Annotated in this window: 25 protein-coding genes; 12 read left to right on the top strand and 13 right to left on the bottom strand. The window is 72.5% G+C overall.

The window, feature by feature from the left end; translation table 11 throughout:
• Positions 1–22 precede the first annotated feature (22 nt).
• Complete coding sequence (locus C7M71_RS20325) at positions 23–799, bottom strand: class I SAM-dependent methyltransferase (RefSeq protein ID WP_111491569.1); 777 nt, start codon at positions 797–799, stop codon at positions 23–25.
• Positions 800–890: 91 nt separating this feature from the next.
• On the opposite strand from C7M71_RS20325, the gene C7M71_RS20320 reads away from it, so the two are divergent.
• Complete coding sequence (locus C7M71_RS20320) at positions 891–1,490, top strand: CGNR zinc finger domain-containing protein (protein WP_111491570.1); 600 nt, start codon at positions 891–893, stop codon at positions 1,488–1,490.
• Here C7M71_RS20320 and sodX read toward each other — a convergent pair.
• Entirely contained in the window at positions 1,474–1,968 is a 495-nt protein-coding gene (gene sodX / locus C7M71_RS20315) for a nickel-type superoxide dismutase maturation protease (RefSeq protein WP_111491571.1), read from the bottom strand. The two genes, C7M71_RS20320 and sodX, sit on opposite strands and share 17 nt — an antisense overlap.
• Positions 1,969–2,186: 218 nt before the next feature.
• Here sodX and sodN point away from each other — a divergent pair, with 218 nt between their 5' ends.
• Positions 2,187–2,582 carry a superoxide dismutase, Ni gene (gene sodN, locus C7M71_RS20310; RefSeq protein WP_111491572.1) on the top strand — a complete coding sequence of 132 codons (396 nt, stop codon included), beginning with the start codon at positions 2,187–2,189 and terminating at the stop codon, positions 2,580–2,582.
• 83 nt (positions 2,583–2,665) lie between these two features.
• Here the strand turns inward: sodN and C7M71_RS20305 are convergent, their stop codons facing one another.
• A complete protein-coding gene (locus C7M71_RS20305) occupies positions 2,666–4,288 on the bottom strand; it encodes a Na+/H+ antiporter (RefSeq protein WP_111491573.1) in 1,623 nt (540 codons plus the stop codon).
• Between the two features lie 140 nt (positions 4,289–4,428).
• Here C7M71_RS20305 and C7M71_RS20300 point away from each other — a divergent pair, with 140 nt between their 5' ends.
• From C7M71_RS20300 to C7M71_RS20285, 4 genes are all read left to right on the top strand, one after another.
• Positions 4,429–4,689, top strand: coding sequence for a UBP-type zinc finger domain-containing protein (locus tag C7M71_RS20300; RefSeq protein WP_111491583.1), 261 nt, complete (start codon positions 4,429–4,431; stop codon positions 4,687–4,689).
• Positions 4,690–4,742: 53 nt separating this feature from the next.
• Complete coding sequence (locus C7M71_RS20295; RefSeq protein ID WP_111491574.1) at positions 4,743–5,219, top strand: GNAT family N-acetyltransferase; 477 nt, start codon at positions 4,743–4,745, stop codon at positions 5,217–5,219.
• Between the two features lie 282 nt (positions 5,220–5,501).
• Positions 5,502–5,915 (top strand): ATP-binding protein, encoded by a 414-nt coding sequence (locus tag C7M71_RS20290; protein WP_111491575.1) that lies wholly within the window; start codon positions 5,502–5,504, stop codon positions 5,913–5,915.
• A 162-nt stretch (positions 5,916–6,077) separates the two neighbouring features.
• A complete protein-coding gene (locus C7M71_RS20285) occupies positions 6,078–7,127 on the top strand; it encodes an RNA polymerase sigma factor SigF (RefSeq protein WP_407675925.1) in 1,050 nt (349 codons plus the stop codon).
• Between the two features lie 65 nt (positions 7,128–7,192).
• Here the strand turns inward: C7M71_RS20285 and C7M71_RS20280 are convergent, their stop codons facing one another.
• Positions 7,193–7,621, bottom strand: a complete 429-nt coding sequence (locus tag C7M71_RS20280; RefSeq protein ID WP_162824314.1) for a hypothetical protein — start codon at positions 7,619–7,621, stop codon at positions 7,193–7,195.
• A gap of 75 nt (positions 7,622–7,696) precedes the next feature.
• Between C7M71_RS20280 and C7M71_RS20275 the strand changes: the two genes are divergently transcribed.
• Complete coding sequence (locus C7M71_RS20275) at positions 7,697–8,644, top strand: diacylglycerol/lipid kinase family protein (protein WP_111491577.1); 948 nt, start codon at positions 7,697–7,699, stop codon at positions 8,642–8,644.
• A 342-nt stretch (positions 8,645–8,986) separates the two neighbouring features.
• Positions 8,987–9,238, top strand: a complete 252-nt coding sequence (locus C7M71_RS20270) for a WhiB family transcriptional regulator (RefSeq protein WP_014138019.1) — start codon at positions 8,987–8,989, stop codon at positions 9,236–9,238.
• A 520-nt stretch (positions 9,239–9,758) separates the two neighbouring features.
• On the opposite strand, the gene C7M71_RS20265 is transcribed toward C7M71_RS20270, so the two are convergent.
• Positions 9,759–11,255, bottom strand: a complete 1,497-nt coding sequence (locus C7M71_RS20265; protein ID WP_194104080.1) for a sensor histidine kinase — start codon at positions 11,253–11,255, stop codon at positions 9,759–9,761.
• A gap of 426 nt (positions 11,256–11,681) precedes the next feature.
• Between C7M71_RS20265 and C7M71_RS20260 the strand changes: the two genes are divergently transcribed.
• Positions 11,682–12,497 carry an SAM-dependent methyltransferase gene (locus tag C7M71_RS20260; RefSeq protein ID WP_111495290.1) on the top strand — a complete coding sequence of 272 codons (816 nt, stop codon included), beginning with the start codon at positions 11,682–11,684 and terminating at the stop codon, positions 12,495–12,497.
• A 50-nt stretch (positions 12,498–12,547) separates the two neighbouring features.
• Here the strand turns inward: C7M71_RS20260 and C7M71_RS20255 are convergent, their stop codons facing one another.
• Together C7M71_RS20255 and C7M71_RS20250 are read right to left on the bottom strand one after the other, a co-directional pair.
• A complete protein-coding gene (locus tag C7M71_RS20255) occupies positions 12,548–13,456 on the bottom strand; it encodes a helix-turn-helix domain-containing protein (protein WP_111495425.1) in 909 nt (302 codons plus the stop codon).
• Between the two features lie 32 nt (positions 13,457–13,488).
• Entirely contained in the window at positions 13,489–13,761 is a 273-nt protein-coding gene (locus C7M71_RS20250) for a DUF397 domain-containing protein (protein ID WP_111495423.1), read from the bottom strand.
• A 180-nt stretch (positions 13,762–13,941) separates the two neighbouring features.
• On the opposite strand from C7M71_RS20250, the gene C7M71_RS20245 reads away from it, so the two are divergent.
• Positions 13,942–14,433 (top strand): ATP-binding protein, encoded by a 492-nt coding sequence (locus C7M71_RS20245; RefSeq protein WP_111495421.1) that lies wholly within the window; start codon positions 13,942–13,944, stop codon positions 14,431–14,433.
• Between the two features lie 83 nt (positions 14,434–14,516).
• On the top strand, positions 14,517–15,206 hold the full coding sequence (locus C7M71_RS20240; protein WP_114914457.1) for a hypothetical protein: 690 nt from the start codon (positions 14,517–14,519) through the stop codon (positions 15,204–15,206).
• A gap of 25 nt (positions 15,207–15,231) precedes the next feature.
• Here the strand turns inward: C7M71_RS20240 and C7M71_RS20235 are convergent, their stop codons facing one another.
• The gene (locus C7M71_RS20235) at positions 15,232–15,675 is read right to left on the bottom strand and encodes a type II toxin-antitoxin system PemK/MazF family toxin (RefSeq protein ID WP_114914711.1); all 444 of its coding nucleotides are present in this window, start codon (positions 15,673–15,675) and stop codon (positions 15,232–15,234) included.
• 607 nt (positions 15,676–16,282) lie between these two features.
• On the bottom strand, positions 16,283–17,227 hold the full coding sequence (locus C7M71_RS20220; RefSeq protein ID WP_111495056.1) for a LysR substrate-binding domain-containing protein: 945 nt from the start codon (positions 17,225–17,227) through the stop codon (positions 16,283–16,285).
• 11 nt (positions 17,228–17,238) lie between these two features.
• On the opposite strand from C7M71_RS20220, the gene C7M71_RS20215 reads away from it, so the two are divergent.
• The gene (locus C7M71_RS20215) at positions 17,239–18,366 is read left to right on the top strand and encodes a YeiH family protein (RefSeq protein WP_229758816.1); all 1,128 of its coding nucleotides are present in this window, start codon (positions 17,239–17,241) and stop codon (positions 18,364–18,366) included.
• A gap of 49 nt (positions 18,367–18,415) precedes the next feature.
• Here the strand turns inward: C7M71_RS20215 and C7M71_RS20210 are convergent, their stop codons facing one another.
• From C7M71_RS20210 to C7M71_RS20195, 4 genes are read right to left on the bottom strand one after another with little or no spacing between them, the layout of a single operon-like run.
• Entirely contained in the window at positions 18,416–19,489 is a 1,074-nt protein-coding gene (locus C7M71_RS20210) for an SIS domain-containing protein (RefSeq protein WP_111495058.1), read from the bottom strand.
• A 26-nt stretch (positions 19,490–19,515) separates the two neighbouring features.
• The gene (locus C7M71_RS20205; RefSeq protein WP_114914456.1) at positions 19,516–21,072 is read right to left on the bottom strand and encodes a glycoside hydrolase family 3 protein; all 1,557 of its coding nucleotides are present in this window, start codon (positions 21,070–21,072) and stop codon (positions 19,516–19,518) included.
• 8 nt (positions 21,073–21,080) lie between these two features.
• Positions 21,081–21,911: a carbohydrate ABC transporter permease gene (locus tag C7M71_RS20200; RefSeq protein ID WP_111493737.1), complete on the bottom strand. Its 831-nt coding sequence runs from the start codon at positions 21,909–21,911 to the stop codon at positions 21,081–21,083.
• On the bottom strand, positions 21,908–22,912 hold the full coding sequence (locus tag C7M71_RS20195) for a carbohydrate ABC transporter permease (protein WP_111493735.1): 1,005 nt from the start codon (positions 22,910–22,912) through the stop codon (positions 21,908–21,910). Before C7M71_RS20195 ends, C7M71_RS20200 begins: the two co-directional genes overlap by 4 nt.
• Between the last annotated feature and the right edge of the window lie 9 nt (positions 22,913–22,921).

Here is a 22,921-nt window from a genome sequence, read left to right as displayed (position 1 = left end):
GCCGCTCCATATCCCGGGGGGCCTACCGGATGGCCGCGACCAGCGCGTCCTGCACCGAGCGCCAGACCGTACCGACCTCGGTGAAGCCGGCCTCGCGCAGCCGGTCGGCGTGCCAGCCGGCCGGGTGGATGTCGCCGTCGGCGTGGTCGCCGTAGAGGGCGGTACGGGCCGCCACCTGGTCGGCGAGGAGCGGGTCGGCGGCGGCCGCACTCCACCACGACGGCCAGTCGAGCACGCCCTCGGCCAGTTCGCGCTGCTGGCGGGCCTGCTGGTGCCGCTGGTCGGCCGCGTTGAGCAGCGGGGTGCCGGGCTCGGGCATGTGGTCGGCGTTGAGGAAGACCCCGCCGGGCCGGAGCAGCCCTGCCAGGTCGCCGTAGAGGCGGAGCAGGTCGGTGGTGGGCAGCCAGTGCAGCGCGGTGGCGGTCACCACGGCGTCGTACGGCCCGGCCGGGAGGTGCGCGGTCCAGTCGGGGTCCTTGAGGTCGGCGACGGCGAAGGTGATGCGGGGTTCGCGGGCGAAGTGGCCCCGGCCGATCGCCAGCAGCGCCGGGTCCTGGTCCACGCCCACGCTGACCGCCGCCGGGAGCCGCCGCAGCAGCCGCTCGCTGATGGAGCCGGTGCCGCAGGCCAGGTCGAGGACCCGGGGCTCGGTACCGGCCACCGCCTCGACCATGTCCAGCATCACCCGGAACCGCTCCTCCCGGTCCGGGAGGTACCACTCCTGCTGCCGGTCCCAGCTGCGCTGCCAGTCCGCCCAGTACTGCCGCTCGTCCGTCATGGGCTCGGTCGTACGCGTCATGATGGCCTCCTCCGGTCTCCGCCGTCAGGTAATACCCTGGTGATGGTTCGGGGCATTACCGATGCTAGACAGCGAAGAGTAAGGACCGCAAGTGGAACTGGCCTCTTACGCCGAGTATGCCGTGCGCCTGGTGAACAGCGAGGAGCCCGCACGCGGCACCGACGAACTCACCTCACTCGACGCCGTACGGCACCTCTTCGGCGCCACCACCCGCGCCGCGAACCAGGCGGAGGAGTCCGACGTACCCCGGCTGCGCGCCGTACGGGCCAGGCTGCGCGCCGTCTTCGAAGCCGCCTCCGAGGGCGAGCAGGTACGCGCCGTGGACCTGCTCAACAGCCTGCTGGTCGAGTACCCGGTCAGCCCCGTGGTCTCCGGGCACGACTACCTGGACGAGGAGGGCCGCCCCCGCTGGCACCTGCACCTCGCCGACAACGCCGCCACCGCCACCGCCAACTACGCCGCGCTGGCCGCCATGGGCGTCGCCATCCACCTCACCGAGCTGGGCCCCGACCGGCTCGGCATCTGCCAGGCCGCGCCCTGCCGCAACGCGTACCTGGACACCTCGACCAACCGCTCCCGGCGCTACTGCTCCGACCGCTGCGCGACCCGGGCCAATGTGGCCGCCTACCGCGCCCGCAAGCGCCAGGAGTCGGCGTCCACCGCCGAGCGGACGGTCACATCTCCGGGCTGACCCGGGTGAAGACCCCGAACCGGGCCGCCAGCCCCGGCACCCTCCCCAGCGGCCGGCGGCGCAGCAGCCGCTCCAGCCAGCAGGCGGGCGCCAGCCAGACGGGGTTCGGGCGGAGCCGCAGCAGCACCCGGCCGAGCACCAACTCGTCCGGGACGGCGCCGAAGTCACGGCTGTCGCCCTCGACAAAGGAGTTGTCCGACAGCAGCCACCAGCCGTCGCGGCGGCGCTCCACGGCCCGCTTGACCAGCAGCAGGTTCTGCCGCAGCGGGTGCCTGGCCACCACCACGGCGCCGGGCCGCAGCGGTGCGCCGTAGCGCACCAGCAGTCGGTCGCCGTCGCGGAGCGTGGGCAGCATCGAGGGGCCCGCGACGTCCACCACCCCGAGCGGGGCCAGCCCCCGGCCTCCCTCGGGCTCCTCCTCCAGCACTCCGGGGCCCGCCCCGTACGGGTCGCCGCCCTGCTGCCGCTTCAGCGCCATGCCTCACACCTACCCGGTCCCAGACGTCTCGTCCAGACCCCAGCATCCCGCACACGCCCGCCCGCCACGCAGCCGCGCCCGCCGCTCGTCCGCCGCCGGTCCGCCACTCGTCCGCCCACACTCGGACTTTTGCCCTAGGACCCCGGGGCCCGGCGCGAAACGGGACCGGATGCGGGGTAATCTCGCACCGGGAAGACGATCACGGAGGAAGGACTCCCATGCTCTCTCGTCTGTTTGCACCGCGGGTCACCGTCCACGCTCACTGCGATCTGCCGTGCGGCGTGTACGACCCGGCCCAGGCCCGGATCGAGGCCGAGTCCGTGAAGGCCGTCCAGGACAAGTACCAGGCCAATGAGGACGCCAGCTTCCGCACCCGGGCCATCATCATCAAGGAGCAGCGGGCCGAGCTCGCCAAGCACCACCTCTCGGTGCTCTGGAGCGACTACTTCAAGGCCCCGCACTTCGAGAAGTACCCCCAGCTCCACCAGCTCTTCAACGACGCCCTCAAGGCCGCCAGCGCCGCCAAGGCGTCCAACGACCCGGCCACCGGCCAGGCCCTGCTGGACCTGATCGCCGAGATCGACAAGATCTTCTGGGAGACCAAGAAGGCCTGACCTCTCCCACCGCACCACCGACCCGCACCCGGAGCCCCCACGGCCCGGGTGCGGCCGTCTTCCACCCCCGATCCCCGCCCGGGTCACTCCTCGCCGCGGTTGACCATGGCTTCTTCGAAGTCGAGGCGGCGGACGAGGTGGCGGAGGAGTTCGTCGTCGATGCGGCCCTGGTCGCGGAGGCGGACGAAGGCTTGGCGCTCGGCTTCGATGGTCTCGCGGCTGAGGCGCTGGTAGGTGGCGTCGGCGGACTCGCCGGTCTCGTGGTGGACGGCTCCGAGGCGTTCCCAGACGGCGTTCTGGCGGCGGTCGAGGACGCGGCGGAGCCGGGCTTCCAGGGCTTGCGGCAGTCGGTTGCGGTCGTCGGCGAGGAGGGCGTCCAGGTGTTCCAGGGCGGCCCGTGAGGCGTCGCTCTGGGCCTGCGCCTCGGTGAGGATCAGCTGCTGCGGGTCCGGCCGGGGCAGCCGCAGCACCCGTACCAGGGTCGGCAGGGTGAGGCCCTGGAGCAGCAGGGTGCCGACCACCACCGTGAAGGTGAGGTAGAGGATGAGCTCCCGGCCGGGGAAGGGGGCGCCGCTCTCCACGGTGGCCGGTACGGAGAAGGCGACGGCCAGCGAGACCACGCCGCGCATCCCGGCCCAGGCGATGACGAAGGTGGCGGTCCACGGCGGGGCCGGGCCTCGGGGGCGCCGGTGGACGAGTCGGCCGACCAGCGAGGGCAGATAGGTGGCGGGGTAGGTCCAGACGAACCGTCCGACGATGACCACGCCGAGGATCGCGGCGGCCCAGAGCATCAGCTGCGCCGCGTTGTAGCCGACGAGGTCGGCCAGGATGCGCCGCAGTTGAAGGCCGATCAGCGCGAAGACGCTGGACTCCAGGACGAAGGACACCATCCGCCACACCGCCTCCTCCTGGAGCCGGGTGGCGAAGTCCACGGCGTGGGCCCGGTGGCCGAGGTAGAGGCCCACCACGACCACCGCGATCACACCGGACGCCTCGAACGCCTCGGCGGCGGCATAGGCGGCGAACGGCACCAGCAGCGAGAAGGTGTTGAGCAGCAGCGGGCTGGCCAGCCGGGCCCGGATCCACTGCAACGGCACCATCATCGCCAGCCCCACGGCGGTGCCGCCCAGCGCGGCCAGCAGGAAGTGGCCGACGGCGGTGCCCCAGGAGAACCCCTCTCCCACGGCGGCGGCCACCGCCACCCGATAGGCGGTGATCGCGGTGGCGTCGTTGACCAGGCTCTCGCCCTGGAGGATGGTCACCAGCACCCGGGGCAGCCCGACCCGCCGGGCGACCGCGGTGGCCGCGACGGCGTCGGGCGGGGCGACCACGGCGCCGAGTACGAAGGCGGCGGCCAGCGGCAGCCCGGGCACCAGGGCGTATGCGGCCAGCCCGACCAGCAGGGTGCAGAAGAGCACATAGCCGACCGAGAGCATCGCCACCGGGCGGAGGTTGGCCCGCAGGCCCAGGAAGGAGCTGTCCAGCGCGGCGGTGTACAGCAGCGGAGGCAGCACCAGCGGCAGCACCAGATGCGGGTCCAGGGTGTACGCGGGGATGCCCGGCAGGTACGACGCCGCCAGGCCCACCGCCACCAGCAGCAGCGGCGCGGAGGTGCGCAGCCCACGGGCGACGCCGGCCACCGCGGTGCTTCCGGCGACGAGCAGCAGCAGGTCGGTGGCGGTGCTGGAGTGGGTGACGCTGGTCATGGGCGCGGGTCCACGGTAGTGGTTGGAAAGGGACGGGTGGGGGCTATCGCAGGACACAGAAGCACAGCGGGCCGGTGGACGGGGGTCGGCGCGCGGAGCGGGCGACGGGCGGCGGCGGTAGCCTGGCAGGCGTGTTCGGAGTGTCCGGTTGCGCCCACACGGAGAAGCTCCCCGAGGTCGAGCCCCCGGCCTCCGGGGAGAGCTGCCTGCGCTGCGACGAGACCGGCCAGGACCCGGTGCAGCTGCGCAAGTGCCTGGTGTGCGGCAATGTCGCCTGCTGCGACTCCTCGCCGGACCGGCACGCCACCGAGCACTTCGAGCGGTCCGGCCATGCGGTGATGCGCTCCTATGAGCCGGGCGAGTCCTGGCGCTGGTGTTACACCGACCGGCGGCTGGTCTGAGCCGTACCGAAGACGCTGGCCCGCCCGCCGGGCCGCCCAGTACGCTCGCAGGCATGATCCGCCCCGCCACCGTTGACGACGTCCCCTCGATCCACACCATGATCCGCGAGCTTGCGGAGTACGAGAAGGCCCTGCACGAGGCCGAGGCCACCGAGGCGCAGCTGCGTGAAGCGCTCTTCGGGGAGCACCCCACCGTCTTCGCGCACATGGCGGTGGACGACACCAGCGGCGAGCCGGTCGGATTCGCGCTCTGGTTCCGCAACTTCTCCACCTGGCGCGGCACCCACGGTGTCTACCTGGAGGACCTGTATGTGCGCCCGCACGCCCGGGGCGGCGGCCACGGCAAGGCGCTCCTGCGCGAGCTGGCCCGGGTCTGCACCGAGCGCGGCTACGCCCGGCTGGAGTGGTGGGTGCTGGACTGGAACGAGCCGTCCATCGGCTTCTACAAGTCGCTGGGCGCCGAGCCGATGGACGAGTGGACCGTCTTCCGGCTGACCGGCGAGCCGCTGGCCCGCCTCGCGGAGAGCTGAACCCGCAGGCGGGCGCAGTCTGCCACAGAATGTGCCCGAGGGCCTACCATGAGTGTCCGACAGGCTACCCCGTTCACGTGACGACCTGCTCGGACGGCGACATCGGACCCCCGATCGCGGTAGCGTCGCAGGCGGATGCGGAGCGTCCGGACCACCCCTGGTGGGTATGACCGGTACGTATTCGCGCCGAGCCCCGGCCATCGGGGCGCAAGCAGTTCAGGCAAGTAGCCAAGGCCGTGGCCCTCGGGGCCGATTGCACGGCGTGTCACCCAGGAGGTGAGGGTGTCCCAGATCGACGGCGAGCCCGGAGCGAAGGACTTCGTCGAAGTCCGACTGCCCGCGGCCGGGGCGTACCTCTCGGTTCTGCGGACGGCGACCGCCGGCCTCGCGGCCCGACTCGACTTCACCCTGGACGAGATCGAGGACCTGCGGATCGCGGTGGACGAAGCCTGCGCCATCCTGCTCCAGCAGGCGGTGCCGGGCTCCGTACTGGCCTGCGAGTTCCGCCTGGTCGGCGACTCGCTGCGGGTGACGGTCTCCGCCCCGACGACCGACGGCCGCGCCCCCGAGCGCGACACCTTCGCCTGGACGGTGCTCTCCGCGCTGGCCGGAGAGGTGGAGTCGACCGTCGCCGAGGACCGCACCGTCTCCATCAGCCTGCACAAGAAGCGCGGTGCCGGCCCCGGTCAGCCCTGAGGCGGGCCGCACGCACCGCTCCAACCCTGCGGTGCGTGCGGCGCCGGCCTCCCTCAGCCGCGTGTCCCGGCCCGTCCGGGGCAGCGCGGCGGTACAACCAACTGTTGATCCCGGAGCCGCGCTCGCGGCGCCGGTGCTCCCGGAACGGAAGGGGGGATCGCCGTGAGTGATCTGGACCGCACAGGCGGTGTGGGGCCCGGTGTCGACCGCGCCCCCACCGTGCCCGCTCAGGTGGGGACGTCGGAGACTCCTGCCCCCACGCAGGGCGCTGCCCGGCCGGCGGGCAACGACCATGACGACGCGTACCCTAAGGACGCCCCCCGCATGAGCCAGCCGCCCGAGTCCGCGCCGACCCCCGAGCCGGCCGCCGGGCCGAAGCCGGAGGCCGCGCCCGGCCCCGAGGCCGAGGACCATCCGGTGCCGGAGGACCCCGAGCTGCCCACCCCGACCCCGCACGCCCCCGACCGGGCTGCCGCCAAGGCCCTCTTCGTACGGCTGTCGGCGCTGCCCGAGGGGTCCCCGGAGCGGGTCGAACTGCGCAACCAGCTGGTGCGGATGCACATCCCGCTGGTGGAGCACCTGGCTCGCCGGTTCCGCAACCGGGGCGAGCCGCTGGACGACCTCACCCAGGTCGCCACCATCGGCCTGATCAAGTCGGTGGACCGCTTCGACCATGAGCGCGGGGTGGAGTTCTCCACCTATGCGACCCCGACCATCGTCGGCGAGATCAAGCGGCACTTCCGCGACAAGGGCTGGGCGGTGCGGGTGCCGCGGCGGCTCCAGGAACTGCGGCTCTCCCTCACCACCGCCACCGGGGAGCTCTCCCAGCGGCACGGCCGCTCGCCGACCGTGCACGAGCTGGCGGAGCACCTGGGCATCTCCGAGGAGGATGTGCTGGAGGGCCTGGAGTCGGCCAACGCCTACTCCACCCTCTCGCTGGACGTACCGGACACCGACGACGAGTCACCGGCCGTCGCCGACACCCTGGGCGCCGAGGACGACGCACTGGAAGGCGTGGAGTACCGCGAGTCGCTGAAGCCGCTGCTGGCGCAGCTGCCGCCGCGCGAGCAGAAGATCCTGGTGCTGCGGTTCTTCCGCAATATGACGCAGTCGCAGATCGCGGCCGAGGTGGGCATCTCCCAGATGCACGTCTCCCGGCTGCTGGCCCGCACCCTGGCCCAGCTGCGCGAGAAGCTGCTGGTGGAGGAGTAGAGGGACGAGAAGGCCGCAGCGGGGAGGGTTCTCCCCCCTGCGGCCTTCCGGTCGGCGTTCCGGGGTCAGGTGCGCGGGGTCTCCAGGACGGCGGTCACCTTGGGGTGCAGCAGCGCCGCGATGCCGGCCAGGCCCAGCAGGGCGATCAGCACCGCCGCGACGGTCATCGCGCCGCCGGTCTGCCACATGTAGTAGGCGACCGGCAGGCAGAGCGAGTCGGTGAGCAGCGCCGGGGTGCGGCCCCAGCGCTTGAACCGCAGCAGGCCACGCCCGGCCAGCAGCGGCAGCACGCCCATCAGCAGGATCACCACGCCGCCGAACTCGGCGAGGCCCCGGTTGTGCGGGCTTCCGGTGAGTCCGGCGATGACGTCGTACCCGCCCCAGACGGCGAGGGCGGCGCCCTGGACGAGGGCGATCACCGCACCGGCCACCAGGGGGGCGGGACGGATCGCGGCGGCGGGGGCGCTCTCTGCGCGCGGGCTCTGGACGGTCACCCCTGAAGCGTAGCCGGAGCGCCGGGGGCCGGACCGGGCACCGGCCTGTACCAATGGGTAGGTACCCTGAGTGCCATGCGTGCGCTCCTGGTCGTGAACCCGAAGGCGACCACCACCAGTGGGCGGACCAGGCATGTGCTGACCCATGCGCTCGCCAGCGACCTCAAGTTGGAGGTCGCGGTCACCGAGTACCGGGGACACGCCCGGGATCTGGCCTACCAGGCCGCCACCGACGGCACCATGGACCTGGTCGTCGCGCTCGGCGGGGACGGCACCGTCAACGAGGTGGTGAACGGCTTGCTGGCGCACGGGCCGTCCGAGCGGGTGCCGCGACTCGCCGTGGTCCCCGGCGGCTCCACCAATGTCTTCGCCCGCACGCTCGGCCTGCCGAACGACGCGGTGGAGGCCACCGGCGTGCTGCTGAACGCACTGGAGGAGCGCCGCGAACGGGTGATCGGCCTGGGCAAGGCGATGACCTCGGGGCTGCCGGACCGCTGGTTCACCTTCTGCGCGGGCCTGGGCTTCGACGCCGGCGTGGTGGGCCGAGTGGAGGAACGGCGCATGGCGGGGCGCAGATCGACGCACGCGCTCTATGTCAACGAGGCGCTGCGCCACTACGTCACCGAACGTGAACGGCGCCGGGCGGGTTCGATCACGCTGCGGATCCCCGGCCGGGAGCCGGTCCCCGGGCTGGTGTTCTCCATAGTCTCGAACACCTCGCCGTGGACCTTCCTGGGCAACCGCCCGGTCTACCCCTCCCCCCGCGCGTCGTTCGACACGGACCTTGATCTCTTCGGGCTCACCCGGATGACGGTGGCGAGCACGGCGCGCACGGTGCGCGGTCTGCTGGGCAGAACGGCCCCGGGCCCCCGGGGCAGACACGTGGTGGCCTACCACGATCTGCGCCACTTCACCTTGGTTTCGCAGGAATCGGTGCCGTTCCAGGTGGACGGGGACCACCTTGGAGACAGGACTGACGTGAGTTTCACAGGCGTACGCCGGGCACTGCGTGTGATTGTGTGACCGGCGAGGCCGTTCGGCCTTGCACTCGAACGTACAACCCGCCTTCACCCCATCGAAGTACAGGGTGTGATGGAGGCGACACCAAAGAATCAAAAATTCCTCCTCGAAGGGGGTTGTATCCGACGCTGAGGTTTGCGAACCTCTTCTTGGCGATCGGGACGGACCGCAACGGGACATCCGCCGAAGTCGCCCGAATCCCCTGTTCCACAGCAGAAGCCTCACGGGCCGACGTGTCTGTCGACCCCTTTGGGCGTCTCGGGATTCGTGAAAGCGTTCACATTCACAAGCCCACCACAGGTGTCGGCGGACAACCCGTCTGCTGACAGGAGGAGTTGGACCACCATGGACTGGCGCCACCGCGCTGTCTGCCGGGAAGAGGACCCCGAGCTGTTCTTCCCGATCGGTAACACCGGTCCGGCGCTGCTTCAGATCGAGGAGGCCAAGGCCGTGTGCCGTCGGTGCCCGGTCATGGAGCAGTGCCTGCAGTGGGCCCTGGAGACCGGTCAGGACGCCGGCGTGTGGGGCGGCATGAGTGAGGACGAGCGTCGCGCGATGAAGCGCCGCGCCGCCCGGAACCGCGCCCGCACCGCCTGAGATCCCCCACCGAGGGGGGTCTTGATCAGCCCTTGATCAGAGGCCCGGCCCCGCAACGGACCGGCGCCTTCCGCGAACGGCGGCAGCATCCGAGCCACTCGGAGGCAATTGCCGCCCCTTGTGCCGCACCCCAGGCGCCGTTCGGCGACGACTTTTGGTACCGTCGTTGACGAAGGGCCGCCGCAGTGCGGCGGACAGCGGGCCTGACCCGCACCCTGCGGCATAGCCGCAGACCTGAAGCCCCTGTTCCGGCCGACTCCCCCCGACGGCCGGAGCAGGACGAGAGGCCCTGCCGACCCACCCCCCCGGTCGGCAGGGCCTCGTTTTTGTTTGGGGGTTCGGCTCGCCTCCGGGCGCCCTGTTGCCGATGCCGACGCTCCTCGCTCCGGCGCTCGCTCCTTCGTCGCTCGCTTGTCGCTCGTCGCTTTCGGCATCGGCGGCGCCCTTCGGCTCGCTCACCGCTGCACGCCGGACCCTTAAGGGCACGGGGGGCGGGGGTAGGGGGGTGGGGGGCGGGGGGCTACCGAACGGGGAACTCCAGGACGACTCGGGTACCGCCGTCCGGGACGGCGACCATGTCGAAGGTGCCGCCCAGCTCGCCCGTGGCCAGGGTGCGGACGATCTGGAGGCCGAGGTTGCCGCCGTGCTGGGGGTCGAACCCCTCCGGCATGCCTCGGCCGTCGTCCTGTACGGCGATCAGCAGATACTCCTCCGCCTTGGCCCCCCGGCCGGGGGAGGCCGGGGCCCGGCCGCGCAGGGCGGACACCTCGACGGTGCCCGAGGCGCGCGTACCGAAGGCGTGCTCCAGCGCGTTCTGGAGCAGTTCGGTGAGGACCATCGCCAGCGGGGTGGCCACCTCCGCCGAGAGGATGCCGAAGCTGCCGCTGCGCCTGGTGGCCACCCGGCCGTCCTGGGAGAGCTCCATCACCATGGAGAGCACCCGGTCGGCGATCTCGTCGAAGGCCACCTGCTCGTCCAGGGTCTGCGACAGCGTCTCGTGCACGATGGCGATGGAGCCGACCCGGCGCACCGCCTCGTCCAGCGCCATCCGCGCCGGGGCGGAGTCCATCCGGCGGGACTGGAGGCGGAGCAGCGCCGCGACCGTCTGGAGGTTGTTCTTCACCCGGTGGTGGATCTCCCGGATGGTGGCGTCCTTGGTCATCAGCTCCCGTTCGCGGCGCCGGAGTTCGGTGACGTCGCGGAGCAGTACCAGGGACCCCACATGGACGCCCTTGGGCTTCAGCGGGATGGCGCGCAGCTGCACCACTCCCCCGTTGGCCTCCACCTCGGTCTGCCGGGGTGCCCAGCCGCTGGCGAGCTTCACCAGGGCCTCGTCCACCGGGCCACGGGAGGGCGGCACCAGTTCGGCGGTGGTACGGCCCAGGTGGCAGCCGACCAGGTCGGCGGTGAGGCCGAGGCGGTGGTAGGCGGAGAGGGCGTTGGGGCTGGCGTAGGTGACGATGCCGTCGGCGTCCAGCCGGATCAGGCCGTCGCCGGCCCGGGGGGCGGCGTCCATGTCGACCTGCTCGCCGGGGAAGGGGAAGGACCCGGCGGCGATCATCTGGGCGAGGTCGGAGGCGCTCTGGAGGTAGGTGAGCTCCAGGCGGCTGGGGGTGCGCACGGTGAGCAGGTTGGTGTTGCGGGCGATCACGCCCAGCACCCGGCCCTCGCGCCGCACCGGTATGGACTCCACCCGTACCGGCACCTCCTCGCGCCACTCGGGGTCGCCCTCGCGGACGATGCGGCCCTCGTCGTAGGCGGCGTCCAGCAGCGGGCGGCGGCCGCGCGGGATGAGGTGCCCGACCATGTCGTCCTGGTGGGAGGTGGGCCCGGTGTTGGGGCGCATCTGGGCCACCGAGACATACCGGGTGCCGTCATGGGTGGGGATCCAGAGCACCAGGTCGGCGAAGGAGAGGTCGGAGAGCAGCTGCCACTCCGAGACCAGCAGGTGGAGCCATTCCACGTCGGCGTCGGTGAGGGTGGTGTGCTGGCGGACCAGCTCGTTGAGCGAGGGCACATGGCGAGCGTAACCGCCGAGGTGCGGGGGCGGCCCATCGGAGCCATGGCCCATGTTGTCCAGACCAATTCCGGCTACCCTCTGGACAGCGAGAGTGGTCTAGTCCACTATGGAGGCGCACCAAGCAGGAGGAGCCCCTCCGCGCATCTGCCCTGACCGCGCGCGGCTCCTCCGGTCGGCCACAGCCGGACCGGGCCCCGCACAGCCCGCCCGGCGCGACGTGGCCGACGACACCGACGGGCTGCGGTGCCGGACAGGCCGAGGGTCCTGTTCCGGCGCCGTGGCCCGAATCGTACGACCTGCCGCTTCCGCGCCCCGGCGGACTGTGAACGAGTCGCGGAGATCTCTCCATCAGCCCATCCCCAGAGGGCAGTTCGTCCTACGCTGTGCCGCGCCGCACATGCCGGAGAGACTGCGAGGGGTCATATGGAGCAGGGTCGGGAACCGTCTCCCGTCGGGATCGACGTCAGCGTTCCGAGCGTTGCCCGGATGTACGACTACTACCTGGGTGGCAAGGACAACTACGCGGTCGACCGCGAGGCGTCCGACGAACTGCTGAAGTCCGTTCCCAGTACCAAGGAGCTGGCTCTCAACAACCGCCAGTTCCTGCGGCGGGTGGTGCGGCGGCTGGCGGAGGACTACGGGATCCGGCAGTTCATCGACCATGGATCCGGCCTGCCGACCCGGGACAATGTGCACGAGGTCGCCCAGCGGGTGGACCCCGGCTCGCGCGTGGTCTACATCGACAACGACCCGATCGTGCTGGCCCATGGGCGTGCCCTGCTGGAGGAGAACGACAACACCGCCGTGATCCAGGCGGACATGCGCGACACCGACGCCATCTTCGCCCACCCCGAGGTGGAGCGGCTGATCGACCTCTCCCAACCGGTCGCCGCCCTCTTCGTCTCGGTGATGCACTGCATCCCGGACTCCTCCGACCCGGCCGCCCTGGTGCGGCGGGTCGCCGACCGGCTGGTCCCCGGCAGCTTCCTGGTCGTCTGCCAGCTGGTCAGCGAGGACAAGGCGACCCGCGACTATGTCACCGAGTTCATGGACGACTCCACCCAGGGCCGCTGGGGCCGGGTGCGGCAGGCCCATGAGGTGGAGCGGTTCCTGGACGGCCTGGAGATCCTGGACCCCGGGCTGGTGGAGGTCTCCACCTGGCGGCCGGACTCGGACGTCGCCCCCAGGCAGGCCACCCAGGAGTGGATCGAGTTCGGCGGCGTGGGCCGCAAGCCCTGATCGGCCCGGGGGGCGGGAGTGGGGGGCGGGGAGTGGGGGGCGGGGGGCGTTCAGCCGGTCTGGGCGATGAGGTCCTTGAGGAAGCCCATGGTCTGCCGGGGCGAGAACGCCTCCGCGCACAGCCGGTCGATCACCGCCAGATAGCTGTCGACCTCCTCCTGCTTGTCCAGGTAGAGGGCGCTGGTCAGCTGCTCCAGGTAGACGATGTCCGGCAGGTCCGGCTCCTGGAACCGCAGGATGGTGATCGGTCCGCCCGCCGCAGCGAGGCCACCGACGGCGAACGGCGCCACCTGGAGCGTCACATTGGGACGCTGGGCGGCCTCCAGCAGCAGCTCGAACTGAGCCCGCATCATCGCCGAGTCGCCCAGCGGCCGACGCAGCGACGCCTCGTCCATCACCGCCCAGAGGCGCGGCGCACCCGGGGTCTCCAGCAGCTGCTGACGCTTCATCCGCAGCTCGACCCGGCGCTCCACCTCGCGCAGCGAGGCCCTGGGGTGGCCCAGCCGGACGACCGCGCGGGCGTACTCCTCGGTCTGCACCAGACCCGGGACGAACTGGACCTCGTAGGTCCGGATGACCGAGGCCGCCTCCTCCAGGCCGATGTGCGTCTCGAACCAGCCCGGCAGGATGTCACCGTACTGGTTCCACCAGCCCGGTGTACTGGCCTGCCGGGCCAGCGCGAGGAAGTCCGTCCGCCGCGTCTCGCCGACGACGCCGTACAGGGTGAGCAGGTCGGAGACGTCCCGGTCCTTGAAGCCCACCCGCCCCAGCTCCAGGCGGCTGATCTTGGCATGGGAGGCGCGGATGGCGTCCCCCGCCGCCTCACGGCTGATGCCGCGCGACTCGCGCAGCCGGCGCAGCTGCGTACCCAGCACGATGCGCAGCACCGTCGGCCCGCCCCGAGGCTGATCGAGGTAGCGCCTTATGGACGGCTCGCTGCCAGGCCGCATGGCGGTCATACCGACTCCCCTGAGTGACTGCGCGCAGGCACTCAGTCTTCCACTGACGCCCCGTTCGGTACAGCGCTGCCGGGCGCCAGCGCATCGAAGTCGCCGTCCTTCACGCCGCCGATGAACGCGGCGATCTCATCCGGGGTGTAGATGAGGGCCGGCCCCTCCGGGTCGCGGGAATTACGGATCGCGGCGCCGCCGCCGGGGAGCTCGGCAAGCTCCACACAGTTCCCATTGGGGTTGCTGCGGCGGCTCTTCTTCCAGGTCACGCCCTGGATTCGGGTGGCCTGGACACCATTGGGGAGGTGCTGCATCTGAGCTGCTCCTTCATCCTCATGTGCGCGTGCACGTGCATTTGCACTTGCGGCTGTACTTACCGCTGCGCTTACGACTGTAATTGCAGATGTGCTTGCAGCGACAGGGGCGTGGCAGGGATAGTGGTGCGGCAGGCACCGTTCGCGCCGAATGCCCCGAGAGGCTCCACGGAGATCGTGATGACAGCGGATACGGCGATTTACCCGGCCACCGTCCTGCCCACGGGGCCGGACGACGACCGGACCAACGCCGGAACCTTTGCCACCTGCGCACTCAGCGGTGACGTCCTGGCGGCCGGGGTGGCCCGGCACTTCACCCGGTCGACCCTGTGCGGCTGGGAGATGGACGCCCTCGTCGACAATGTCGAGGTGATCGTGTCCGAAATGCTGTCCAATGCCATCCGGCATGGTTTGACCGGCTCCCGCGACCTGGCCGTGGCCGGCACACCCAATCTGGTCGGGCTGGGACTGCTGCGCCGGGGCCGGACCGTCGTCTGCGCCGTCTCCGACCCCAGCACCGATGTACCGGTCGTCAGGGAGCCCGACTACTTCTCCGAATGCGGGCGCGGACTGCACCTCATCGACTCGCTCAGCGAGTCCTGGGGCTGGACCCCGCCCAACCACGCCGGCAAAGCCGTCTGGGCGACCGTCAGCGCCTCCGACTGCGGCTGAGCCGCCCTCCCTGCGGGTGACCGCCGGGACCGGGCCCGGCGGGGGTGCGACGCCCCGCTCCCCCCGCGTGCGACGGTGCGGACATGAGCCGTCCCGCCCTCACCGCCCTGCTGCCGGTGCTGCTGGCAGCCATCGTCTGCATCACCCAGGCCCCGCCGGCGGCCACTCCCGACCTGGACGCACCCGGTGACACGGGGGCGTGGACCGAGTCCGATCCCCCGGCGCCGCGCCCGCACGCCGCCCCGGCGTCCGCCCCCGCCCCGCCGCAGCCGCACCGGACCCACACCCCGGCCAAGCAGCCCGCCAACCACCCCCACCCGGTCCGGCACACTCCCCCGGCCCGGCACACACCCGCGACCCAGCACAGCCCCACGGCCCCGCACAGCCCCACAGCCGAGCAGACCACTCCGGCCCCGCCGTCCCGCACACCGAGCAGCGTCCCCTCGCACACGCCCGGCATCCCGAGCGGACCGGCGGGCACCCCCGCCCCGACCGCCACCCCCGCCCGTACGCCGAGCAGCACCGCCGAACCGACCCAGCCCGCCCGTACGCCCAGCACCCCGCCCCCCGGGCCGGTGCCCGCCCCCACCCCGCCGGCGGACACCGACCCCCAGCCCATCCCGGAGTCGGCCCAGCAGGCGTCACCCGCCGCGTACTCCTCGCGGGCACCGCAGCGGACCCTGCGACCGGGCGTGATGTGCACCGTGGGCGCCGACTCCGGGCGGCTGCCCGGCGGGCTGCTGCCGCTCTGTCGGAGCCTCTATGGCAGCTGAGTGCGCGGTGCGGGGGCGGCCCGGCTCAGCGCCAGCGGTAGCGCAGCCGCAGGTGGTCCACGACCAGGCCGAAGCGGGCCCGGTCCAGGGCACAGGCCTCGCGGCGCATGCCGGCGGGGTGCACCCGCAGCACCCGGTCGAGGGCGACCCAGGAGTCGCGGCCCGAACCGTCCCAGGGGCCCGAGCCGATGGGCACCCAGTCGCGGTCGCCGTCGTGGGACTTGCTGGACAGCATCACGGCCAGCAGGGTGCCGCCGTGTTCGCGGGCGACGACCAGGACGGGGCGGTCCTTGCCCCGGCCGTCGTGCTCCTCGTAGGGCACCCAGGTCCAGACGACCTCGCCCGGGTCGGGGTCGCCGTCGTGGTCCGGCGCATAGCTGGTGCGTACCGGCCCGACCCCGGCCGGCTCGACCTCCACCGTGGCGGACGCCCCGGAGCGGCCGGGGAACTCGGACTCGCTGCTGATCATCTCGGTCACGCGCACAGGGTAGCGGGCCCCCTCCGGGCAACCGGCCGGCCCCGATGGGGGGTTGGGAGGGGGTGATGTGGGAGGGGTGATGCGGGAGGGGGTGATGCGGGAGGGGGTGATGCGGGAGGGGTGATGCGGGAGGGGGTGATGCGGGAGGGGGTGATGCGGGAGGGGGTGATGCGGGAGGGGGTGATGCGGGAGGGGGTGATGCGGGAGGGGTGATGCGGGAGGGGGTGATGCGGGAGGGGGTGGCGCGGGAGGGGGTGGCGCGGGAGGGGTGGCGCGGGGGGGGGGGGGGGGGGGGGGGGGGGGGTGGCGCGGGAGGGGGTGGCGCGGGAGGGGGTGGCGCGGGAGGGGGTGGCGCGGGAGGGGGTGGCGCGGGAGGGGGTGGCGCGGGAGGGGTGGCGCGGGAGGGGGTGGCGCGGGAGGGGGTGGCGCGGGAGGGGGTGGCGCGGGAGGGGGTGGCGCGGGAGGGGGTGGCGCGGGAGGGGGTGGCGCGGGAGGGGGTGGCGCGGGAGGGGGTGGCGCGGGAGGGGGTGGCGCGGGAGGGGGTGGCTCAGGTGGGGGTGGCGCGGCGGTGCGTGGGCGGGAGCGGGGAGGCGGCGGCTCAGGTGGGGGTGGCGCGGCGGGCGACGCGGAGGAGGTGGAGGGCGGGGTCGGGGAGGCGGGTGCCGGTGGGCCAGACGGCGCGGAGGGTGCGGGAGAGGGGTAGCCCCTCGTCGTGCGGGACCTCGACCAGGCGGCCGTCGGCGAGGTCCTGGCGGACGGCGAGTTCGGAGAGGACGGCCGGGGCGGCTCCGGCGAGTGCGGCGGCGCGCAGCGGGGCGGTGGAGCCGAGTTCCAGTACCGGCACCTGGGGCCCGTGCCAGGGGCGGAGCGCCCGTTCCAGGGTCTCCCGGGTGCCGGAGCCGGATTCGCGCAGCAGCAGCGGGGTGGCGGCGAGTTCCTCGCCGGTGACGGGTCGGCGGCGGCGTGCCCAGGGATGGCCGGGGGCGGCCACGATGACCAGCCGGTCGCGGCCGACCGGGGCGGCGGTGAGGTCCGGCGGCGTCCAGGGGCCCTCGATGAAGCCCAGGTCCGTCTCCCCCCGGCGCAGTGCCTGGACCACCTGGTGGCTGTTGGCGACCCGCAGCGCCACATGGATGTGCGGGTCGGCCTCGCGCAGCGCGGCCAGCCAGCCGGGCAGCAGATGTTCGGCCAGGGTGAGGCTGGCGGCCACCTTGAGGCTGCCCTGCTGCTGGGCCCGGAGCGCGGCGACGCCCTCGACCAGGGTCTCGGCCTGGTCGAGCAGCCTGCGGGCCCAGTCGGTGACGACCTGCCCGGCGGGCGTGAGCTGCGATCCGGTGGTGGCGCGGACCAGCAGTTGCAGGCCCAGCCGCCGTTCCAGGGTGCGCATCCGCTCGCTGGCGGTGGGCTGGCTGATGCGCAGGCGGGCGGCGGCCTGACCCAGGCTGCCGGTCTCGGCGACGGCGACCAGCAGTTGCAGCGCGCCCAGGTCGGGCAGTCGGCCGGGGGCGGGTGCGGAGCCGCCTTCGGAATGGTCTCTGGCCATAGGGCAACCCTATGACGTCCCAGGTGATCACCGGCTACCGGCCGCCGACCGCCGGGCGGAGGGTCGTGGGTATGACGACCACGCCGTATCGGCCCAGCGCAACGGAGCTGCCACCCCTCCCGGAGCAGCCCCTCCCGGAGCAGCCGCGCCCGGTGGTCCGTCTGCTGCCGGGGCTGGCCGCTGCCGCGCTGGCCGTCTGTGCGGCCCTGGCGGTCAACCGGCTGCTGCCGTCGCTGGCCGTGCTGACGGCGGCGGTGGTGCTGGGCGTGGCGGCGGCCAACCTGCGGTGCGGGCGGCTGCGGCTGCTGCCGGCGGCGACCCGGCCGGGGCTGGAGTTCGCCGGGCGGCGGGTGATGCGGGCGGGGGTGGTGCTGCTGGGGCTGAAGCTGGCGCTGGGCGATGTGCTGGGCCTGGGGTGGCCGACGCTGGCCGTGGTGGTGGCCGTGGTGGCCGCCACCTTCTTCGGTACCCGGTGGCTGGGGCACCGCCTCGGGCTGCCGGGCGACCAACCGCTGCTGATCGCCGCCGGGTTCTCCATCTGCGGCGCCTCGGCCGTCGCCGCCGTGAACGGGGTGACCGAGAGCGAGGATGACGACGTGGTCACGGCGGTCGCGCTGGTCACCCTCTGCGGCAGCCTGGCCATCGCGGTACTGCCGTTGCTGCACCACCCGCTGGGTCTGACCGACCTTCAGTTCGGCCGGTGGGCGGGGGCCAGCGTCCATGATGTGGGGCAGGTGGTGGCCGTCGGGCAGACCGCCGGGCCTGCTGCGCTGGCGCAGGCGGTGGTGGTGAAGCTGATGCGGGTGGCCCTGCTGGCGCCGATCGTCGCGGGGACGGCCCTGGTACGGCGCCGCTCCCGCCCGGCGGTGTCCGGGCGCCGCCCGGCCGTGGTGCCGCTCTTCGTGGTGGGCTTCCTGGCCATGGTGGCGCTGCGCAGTACCGGGGCGGTCCCGGCGGGTTGGCTGGCGGCGGCGGCCCGGCTGGACGAGGTACTGCTGGCTGCGGCGCTGTTCGGGCTGGGCAGCGCGGTGGATGTCCGCCGCCTGGTCCGCACGGGCGGCCGGGCCCTGCTGGTGGGCCTGGCCTCCTGGCTGCTGATCGCCACCGTCGCCTACGCCGGCGTACGGCTGACGACCTGACGACGGGGATGGCCCCGGCGGCCGTGGGGGGCGGCCGGGGCCGGGGGGGTCAGCGGGTTTCGGTGACCTTGGCGAGGGCGCGGGGGGCGTCGGGGTCCTGGCCGCGCGCGATGGTGACCTCGTAGGCGAGCCGCTGGAGGGGCAGGATCTCCAGGATCGGCTGTACCTCCTCGGGGACGCCGGGCGGCAGGGCGAACCCGGCGGAGGCGGCGTCCACCTGGTCCTGGGGGCCGATGACGACCAGGTCGGCGCCTCGGCCGCGAAGCCGGTCCAGGACCGGCTGGAGCGCCTCGCCGCCCTTGCCGTCGGGCACGATGGCGATCACCGGGGAGACGTTGTCCACCATGGCCAGCGGCCCGTGCAGCAGGTCGGCGCCGGAGAACGGGGAGGCCGGGATGTAGGTGGTCTCCATGAGCTTGAGCGCCGCCTCGCGGGCGGTCGGGTAGCCGTAGCCGCGCGAGGTGAGCACCAGCCGCTGGGCGAAGCGGTAGCGCTCGGCCAGCTTGCGCACCTCGTCCTGGCGGGCCAGGACGGCGGCGGCCAGCTCCGGGAGGTCCTTGGCGGCGGCCCCGTCGCCCCCGCGCAGGCCCTCCACGAAGAGGTAGAGGGCGAGCAGTTCGGCGGTGTACGTCTTGGTGGCCGGCAGCGCCTTCTCCGGACCGGCCAGGACGTCGATGTGGTACTCGGAGACCTCGGCCAGCGGGGAGCCGGGGTTGTTGGTGACGGCCAGCGTGATGGCCCCGGCCTCCCGGGCGGCCCGGGTGGAGGCCACCAGGTCCGGTGAGCCGCCGGACTGGCTGACGGTGATCACCAGGCAGTCGGTGAGGTCCTGCCTGGCGCCGTACGCCGTGGTGGTGGACATCGAGGTGAGACCGGCCGGCTTGCCCAGCAGGACCTCGACCAGGTACTTGGCGTACAGCGCCGCATTGTCGGAGGTGCCGCGTGCGGTGAGCAGGACGAAGCGGGGACTGCGGGCCGCGATCTCGGCGGCGGTCTCGCGGATGCGGGGCGCGCCCTCGTCGAGGATGCGCCGCAGGACGGCCGGCTGCTCGGCCATCTCCCCCGCCATGAGGTGTCCCGGGACGGGGACGGAGCCGGGGGTGACGGCGTGCGTGTCGGACATCTGGTGGGCCTCCAGAGAAGGTGGTTCTACCCCAGCGCGGGCGGCTGCCCGGTGAGGACCTCTACGGCGGCCAGTCCGCACACACGGGCCGCACCATGGGTGGCGATGTGCAGTGCCCCGACCGGCGGCGCCTGGGGGACGCCCATCTCGACGACGATCGCGTCGGGGCGGGCGGCCAGCAGGCCCTCCAGTGCGGCAGCCATCCAGGCGTGCCGATGCACATCGCGTACTACCAGCACGATCCTACGGTCCTGGGCTGCGGCCAGGACAGCGGCCACCAGGGCGGGCAGCCGCTCCGGGGCGGCGTCGGCCGGGCCGAAGCTCTCGGCCCGGGTGCCGGGGAAGCGGGCGGCGAGCATCCCGGCGACGCCCCAGGGGGTCTCCGCGCCGACCGCGATATTGGCCACCGGGGAGAAGGACGCGACGTACGGGCGCTCGGTGACCGGCGGGCAGTACTGGCCGGGGGCGCGGACCACCCGCAGTGCGCGGCGGGCGGCGCGCAGGCCGATGGCGAGGTCGGGTTCGGTGCGGTCGGCGCCGGCGCCGCCGTCCCGGGCCCAGGCGCCGAGCCGGCGGACCCGGTCGGCGGCCTCGGCCAGCCGCTGCTCGGGGATACGGCCGGCGCGCACCGCCGCCACGATGGCGCCCTGGAGGTGCAGCACGGTCTCCTCGTCGGCCAGACCGCCGCCGACGCAGATCGCGTCCGCGCCGGCGGCGAGGGCCAGAACGGTCCCCTCCGCCGTTCCGTAGGTGTCGGCAATCGCCCCCATCTCGATGCCGTCGGTGACGATCAGGCCGTCGTAGCCGAGTCCGCCGTCCTCGGGGCGGGCGCGCAGCAGGTCGTGCAGCACGGCGCGGCTGAGGGTGGCGGGGTGGTCGGTGTCCAGCGCGGGGACGACGATATGGGCGGTCATCACGGCCTTGGCACCGGCCTGGATGGCGGCCTTGAAGGGCACCAGGTCGCGGGAGTGCAGCAGGTCCACGTCGGCGTCGACCACCGGCAGGCCGAGGTGGGAGTCGACGGCGGTGTCGCCGTGGCCGGGGAAGTGCTTGGCGCAGGCGGCGACGGCGGCGGACTGGAGTCCTTCCACCCAGGCGGCGGTGTGCCGGGCGCACAGTTCGGGGTCGGCGCCGAAGGAGCGGACGCCGATGACCGGGTTGCCGGGGTTGGAGTTGACGTCGGCGGACGGCGCCCAGTTGTAGTTGACGCCACAGGCGGCCAGGGCGCGGCCCAGTTCGCGGGCGACGTCGCGGGTGAGGGCCGGGTCGTCGATGGCGCCGAGGGCGAGGTTGCCGGGCCAGGAGGAGCCGGAGCCGGCCTCCAGCCGGGTGACGTCGCCGCCCTCCTCGTCGATGGCGACGAGGATGTCGGGGTTCTCCTCGCGCAGGGCGGCGGTCAGCGCGGAGAGCTGCCGCTGGTCGGTGACATTGCGGGCGAAGAGGGCGACGGAGCCCAGTCCGGCCGCCAGGTGGCGGCGGAGCCAGTCGGGCGGGGTGGTGCCGACGAAGCCGGGCTGAAGGACCGTCAGCGCGTCGCGGTGCAGCGAGTCGGCGCCCTGCGCGGTCGGGATGAGGATGCTCACGGCAGTGGTCAGCCCTTCACGGCGCCGGACGTCAGGCCGCCGACGGCCTTGCGCTGGAGGAAGAAGAAGACGATCAGGACCGGGATGGCGAAGAGGGTGGAGGCGGCCATGGTGGCGCCCCAGTCATTGCCCACATTGGTCTGGAACTGGGTCAGCCAGAGCGGCAGGGTCTGCGCCTCGGCCTGCTTGTTGAGGACCAGGACCAGGGGGAACTCGTTCCAGGCGGTGATGAAGCCGAAGAGCGAGGTGGACATCAGCCCGGGGGCCAGCAGCGGGAAGATCACCTTGATGAACGCCTGGGTGCGGGTGCACCCGTCGACCATCGCCGACTCCTCCAGCTCCCGGGGGACGGCCGCGATGAAGCCGCGCAGCGTCCAGATGGTGAAGGGCAGCACCATCATCATGTAGAAGATCGTCAGCGGCAGCAGGTGGTTCAGGAAGTCGGCGTCGCGGACGATCATGTAGACGGAGATCGTCATGACCTCCCAGGGCGCCATCTGCGCCAGCATGATCACCACGATGAAGGACTTGCGGCCCTTGAACCTCATCCGGGCGATGGCGAACGAGGCGAGCAGCGCGATCAGCAGCGAGGCGACGACCGCCGACAGGGTCACGGTGAAGCTGTTGCGCACCATGGTCCAGAAGCCGGCGGTGGCCACGGCCGTGCTGAAGTGCGAGAAGGTGCCGTCCAGCGGCAGGAAGACGGGCGTCTTGCTGATGATGTCCAGGTCCCGCTTGAAGGACGTCGAGACCATCCAGTAGACGGGGAAGACGAAGAACACGAAGAGGACGGCGGCCAGCGCATTGGGCCAGATGCGTCCTGCCAGGGAACGCCTCACAGCTCGTCCTCCTGCTTGACGATGATGCGGAAGTAGTAGGCCATCACGACCAGCAGGATCAGGATGGTGAGCATCGAGATGGCGGCGCCCATGCCGAAGTGCTGGTTGCCGAAGCCCTCGATGTAGGCGTAGACGGGGAGCGTCTCGGTGGACCGCTCGGGGCCGCCGCCGGCGATGGCGAACACCTGGGTGAACGCCTTGAAGACCCAGATGACCTCAAGGAACGTGGTGGAGAGGAAGAACGGCTTCAGCACCGGGAAGGTCAGCTGGGTGAAGATCCGCCCCGCCCCGGCGCCGTCCATCCGGGCCGCCTCGTAGAGCTCCTTGGGGATGGTGGTGAGGCCCGCGTACATGTTGAACGCCACAAAGGGGATCGAGCCCCAGACGATCAGCAGGGTGATCACCGAGAAGGCGGAGAGCTGGGTGCTCATCCAGTTGTACTCGGCCATGCTGTGCCAGCCGAGCTTGTCCAGGAACCAGTTGACGACGCCGTACTGGGAGTCGAACAGCCAGGTGAAGACGGTGGTGGAGGCCACGATCGGCATCGCCCAGGCGAGGATCAGACCGATCGAGAGCAGCAGCCGCATGCCCTTGCCGAGCCGGTTCAGCAGCAGCCCGACCAGGGTGCCGCCGACCATGATCAGGGCGACGTTGGCCAGCGTGAAGACGAGCGAGCGCAGCGCCGTGTGCCAGAACTCGCTGCTGGAGAGGACCGCCTGGTAGTTCTCGGCACCGTTCCACTCGGTGAGGTGCTGGATGAACTGCCGCATGTTGAGGTTCTGGAACGACAGCAGCAGGTTCTTGAGCAGCGGGTAGCCGAGCAGCGCCACGGTGGCCAGCACGGCCGGGAGCAGCAGCAGATAGGGGGTGCTTCTGGTGAGCAGGCCGGCGCCGCCCCCGGTGGGCTTGCGTCTGCGTCCGCCGGTGCGCTGGTCGGCCGGCGCGGCGGCCGGTTGCCTGCCGGAGGAGCGTGGCTGCACCCGCTCCGCATCCAGAGCCATGTGGTTCTC

Origin of the sequence: Peterkaempfera bronchialis, from assembly GCF_003258605.2 — a bacterium.
Classification (GTDB): Bacteria; Actinomycetota; Actinomycetes; order Streptomycetales; family Streptomycetaceae; genus Peterkaempfera; species Peterkaempfera bronchialis.
Note: the sequence above shows the minus strand (reverse complement) of the source record. Positions and strands in the feature narration are given on the sequence as shown.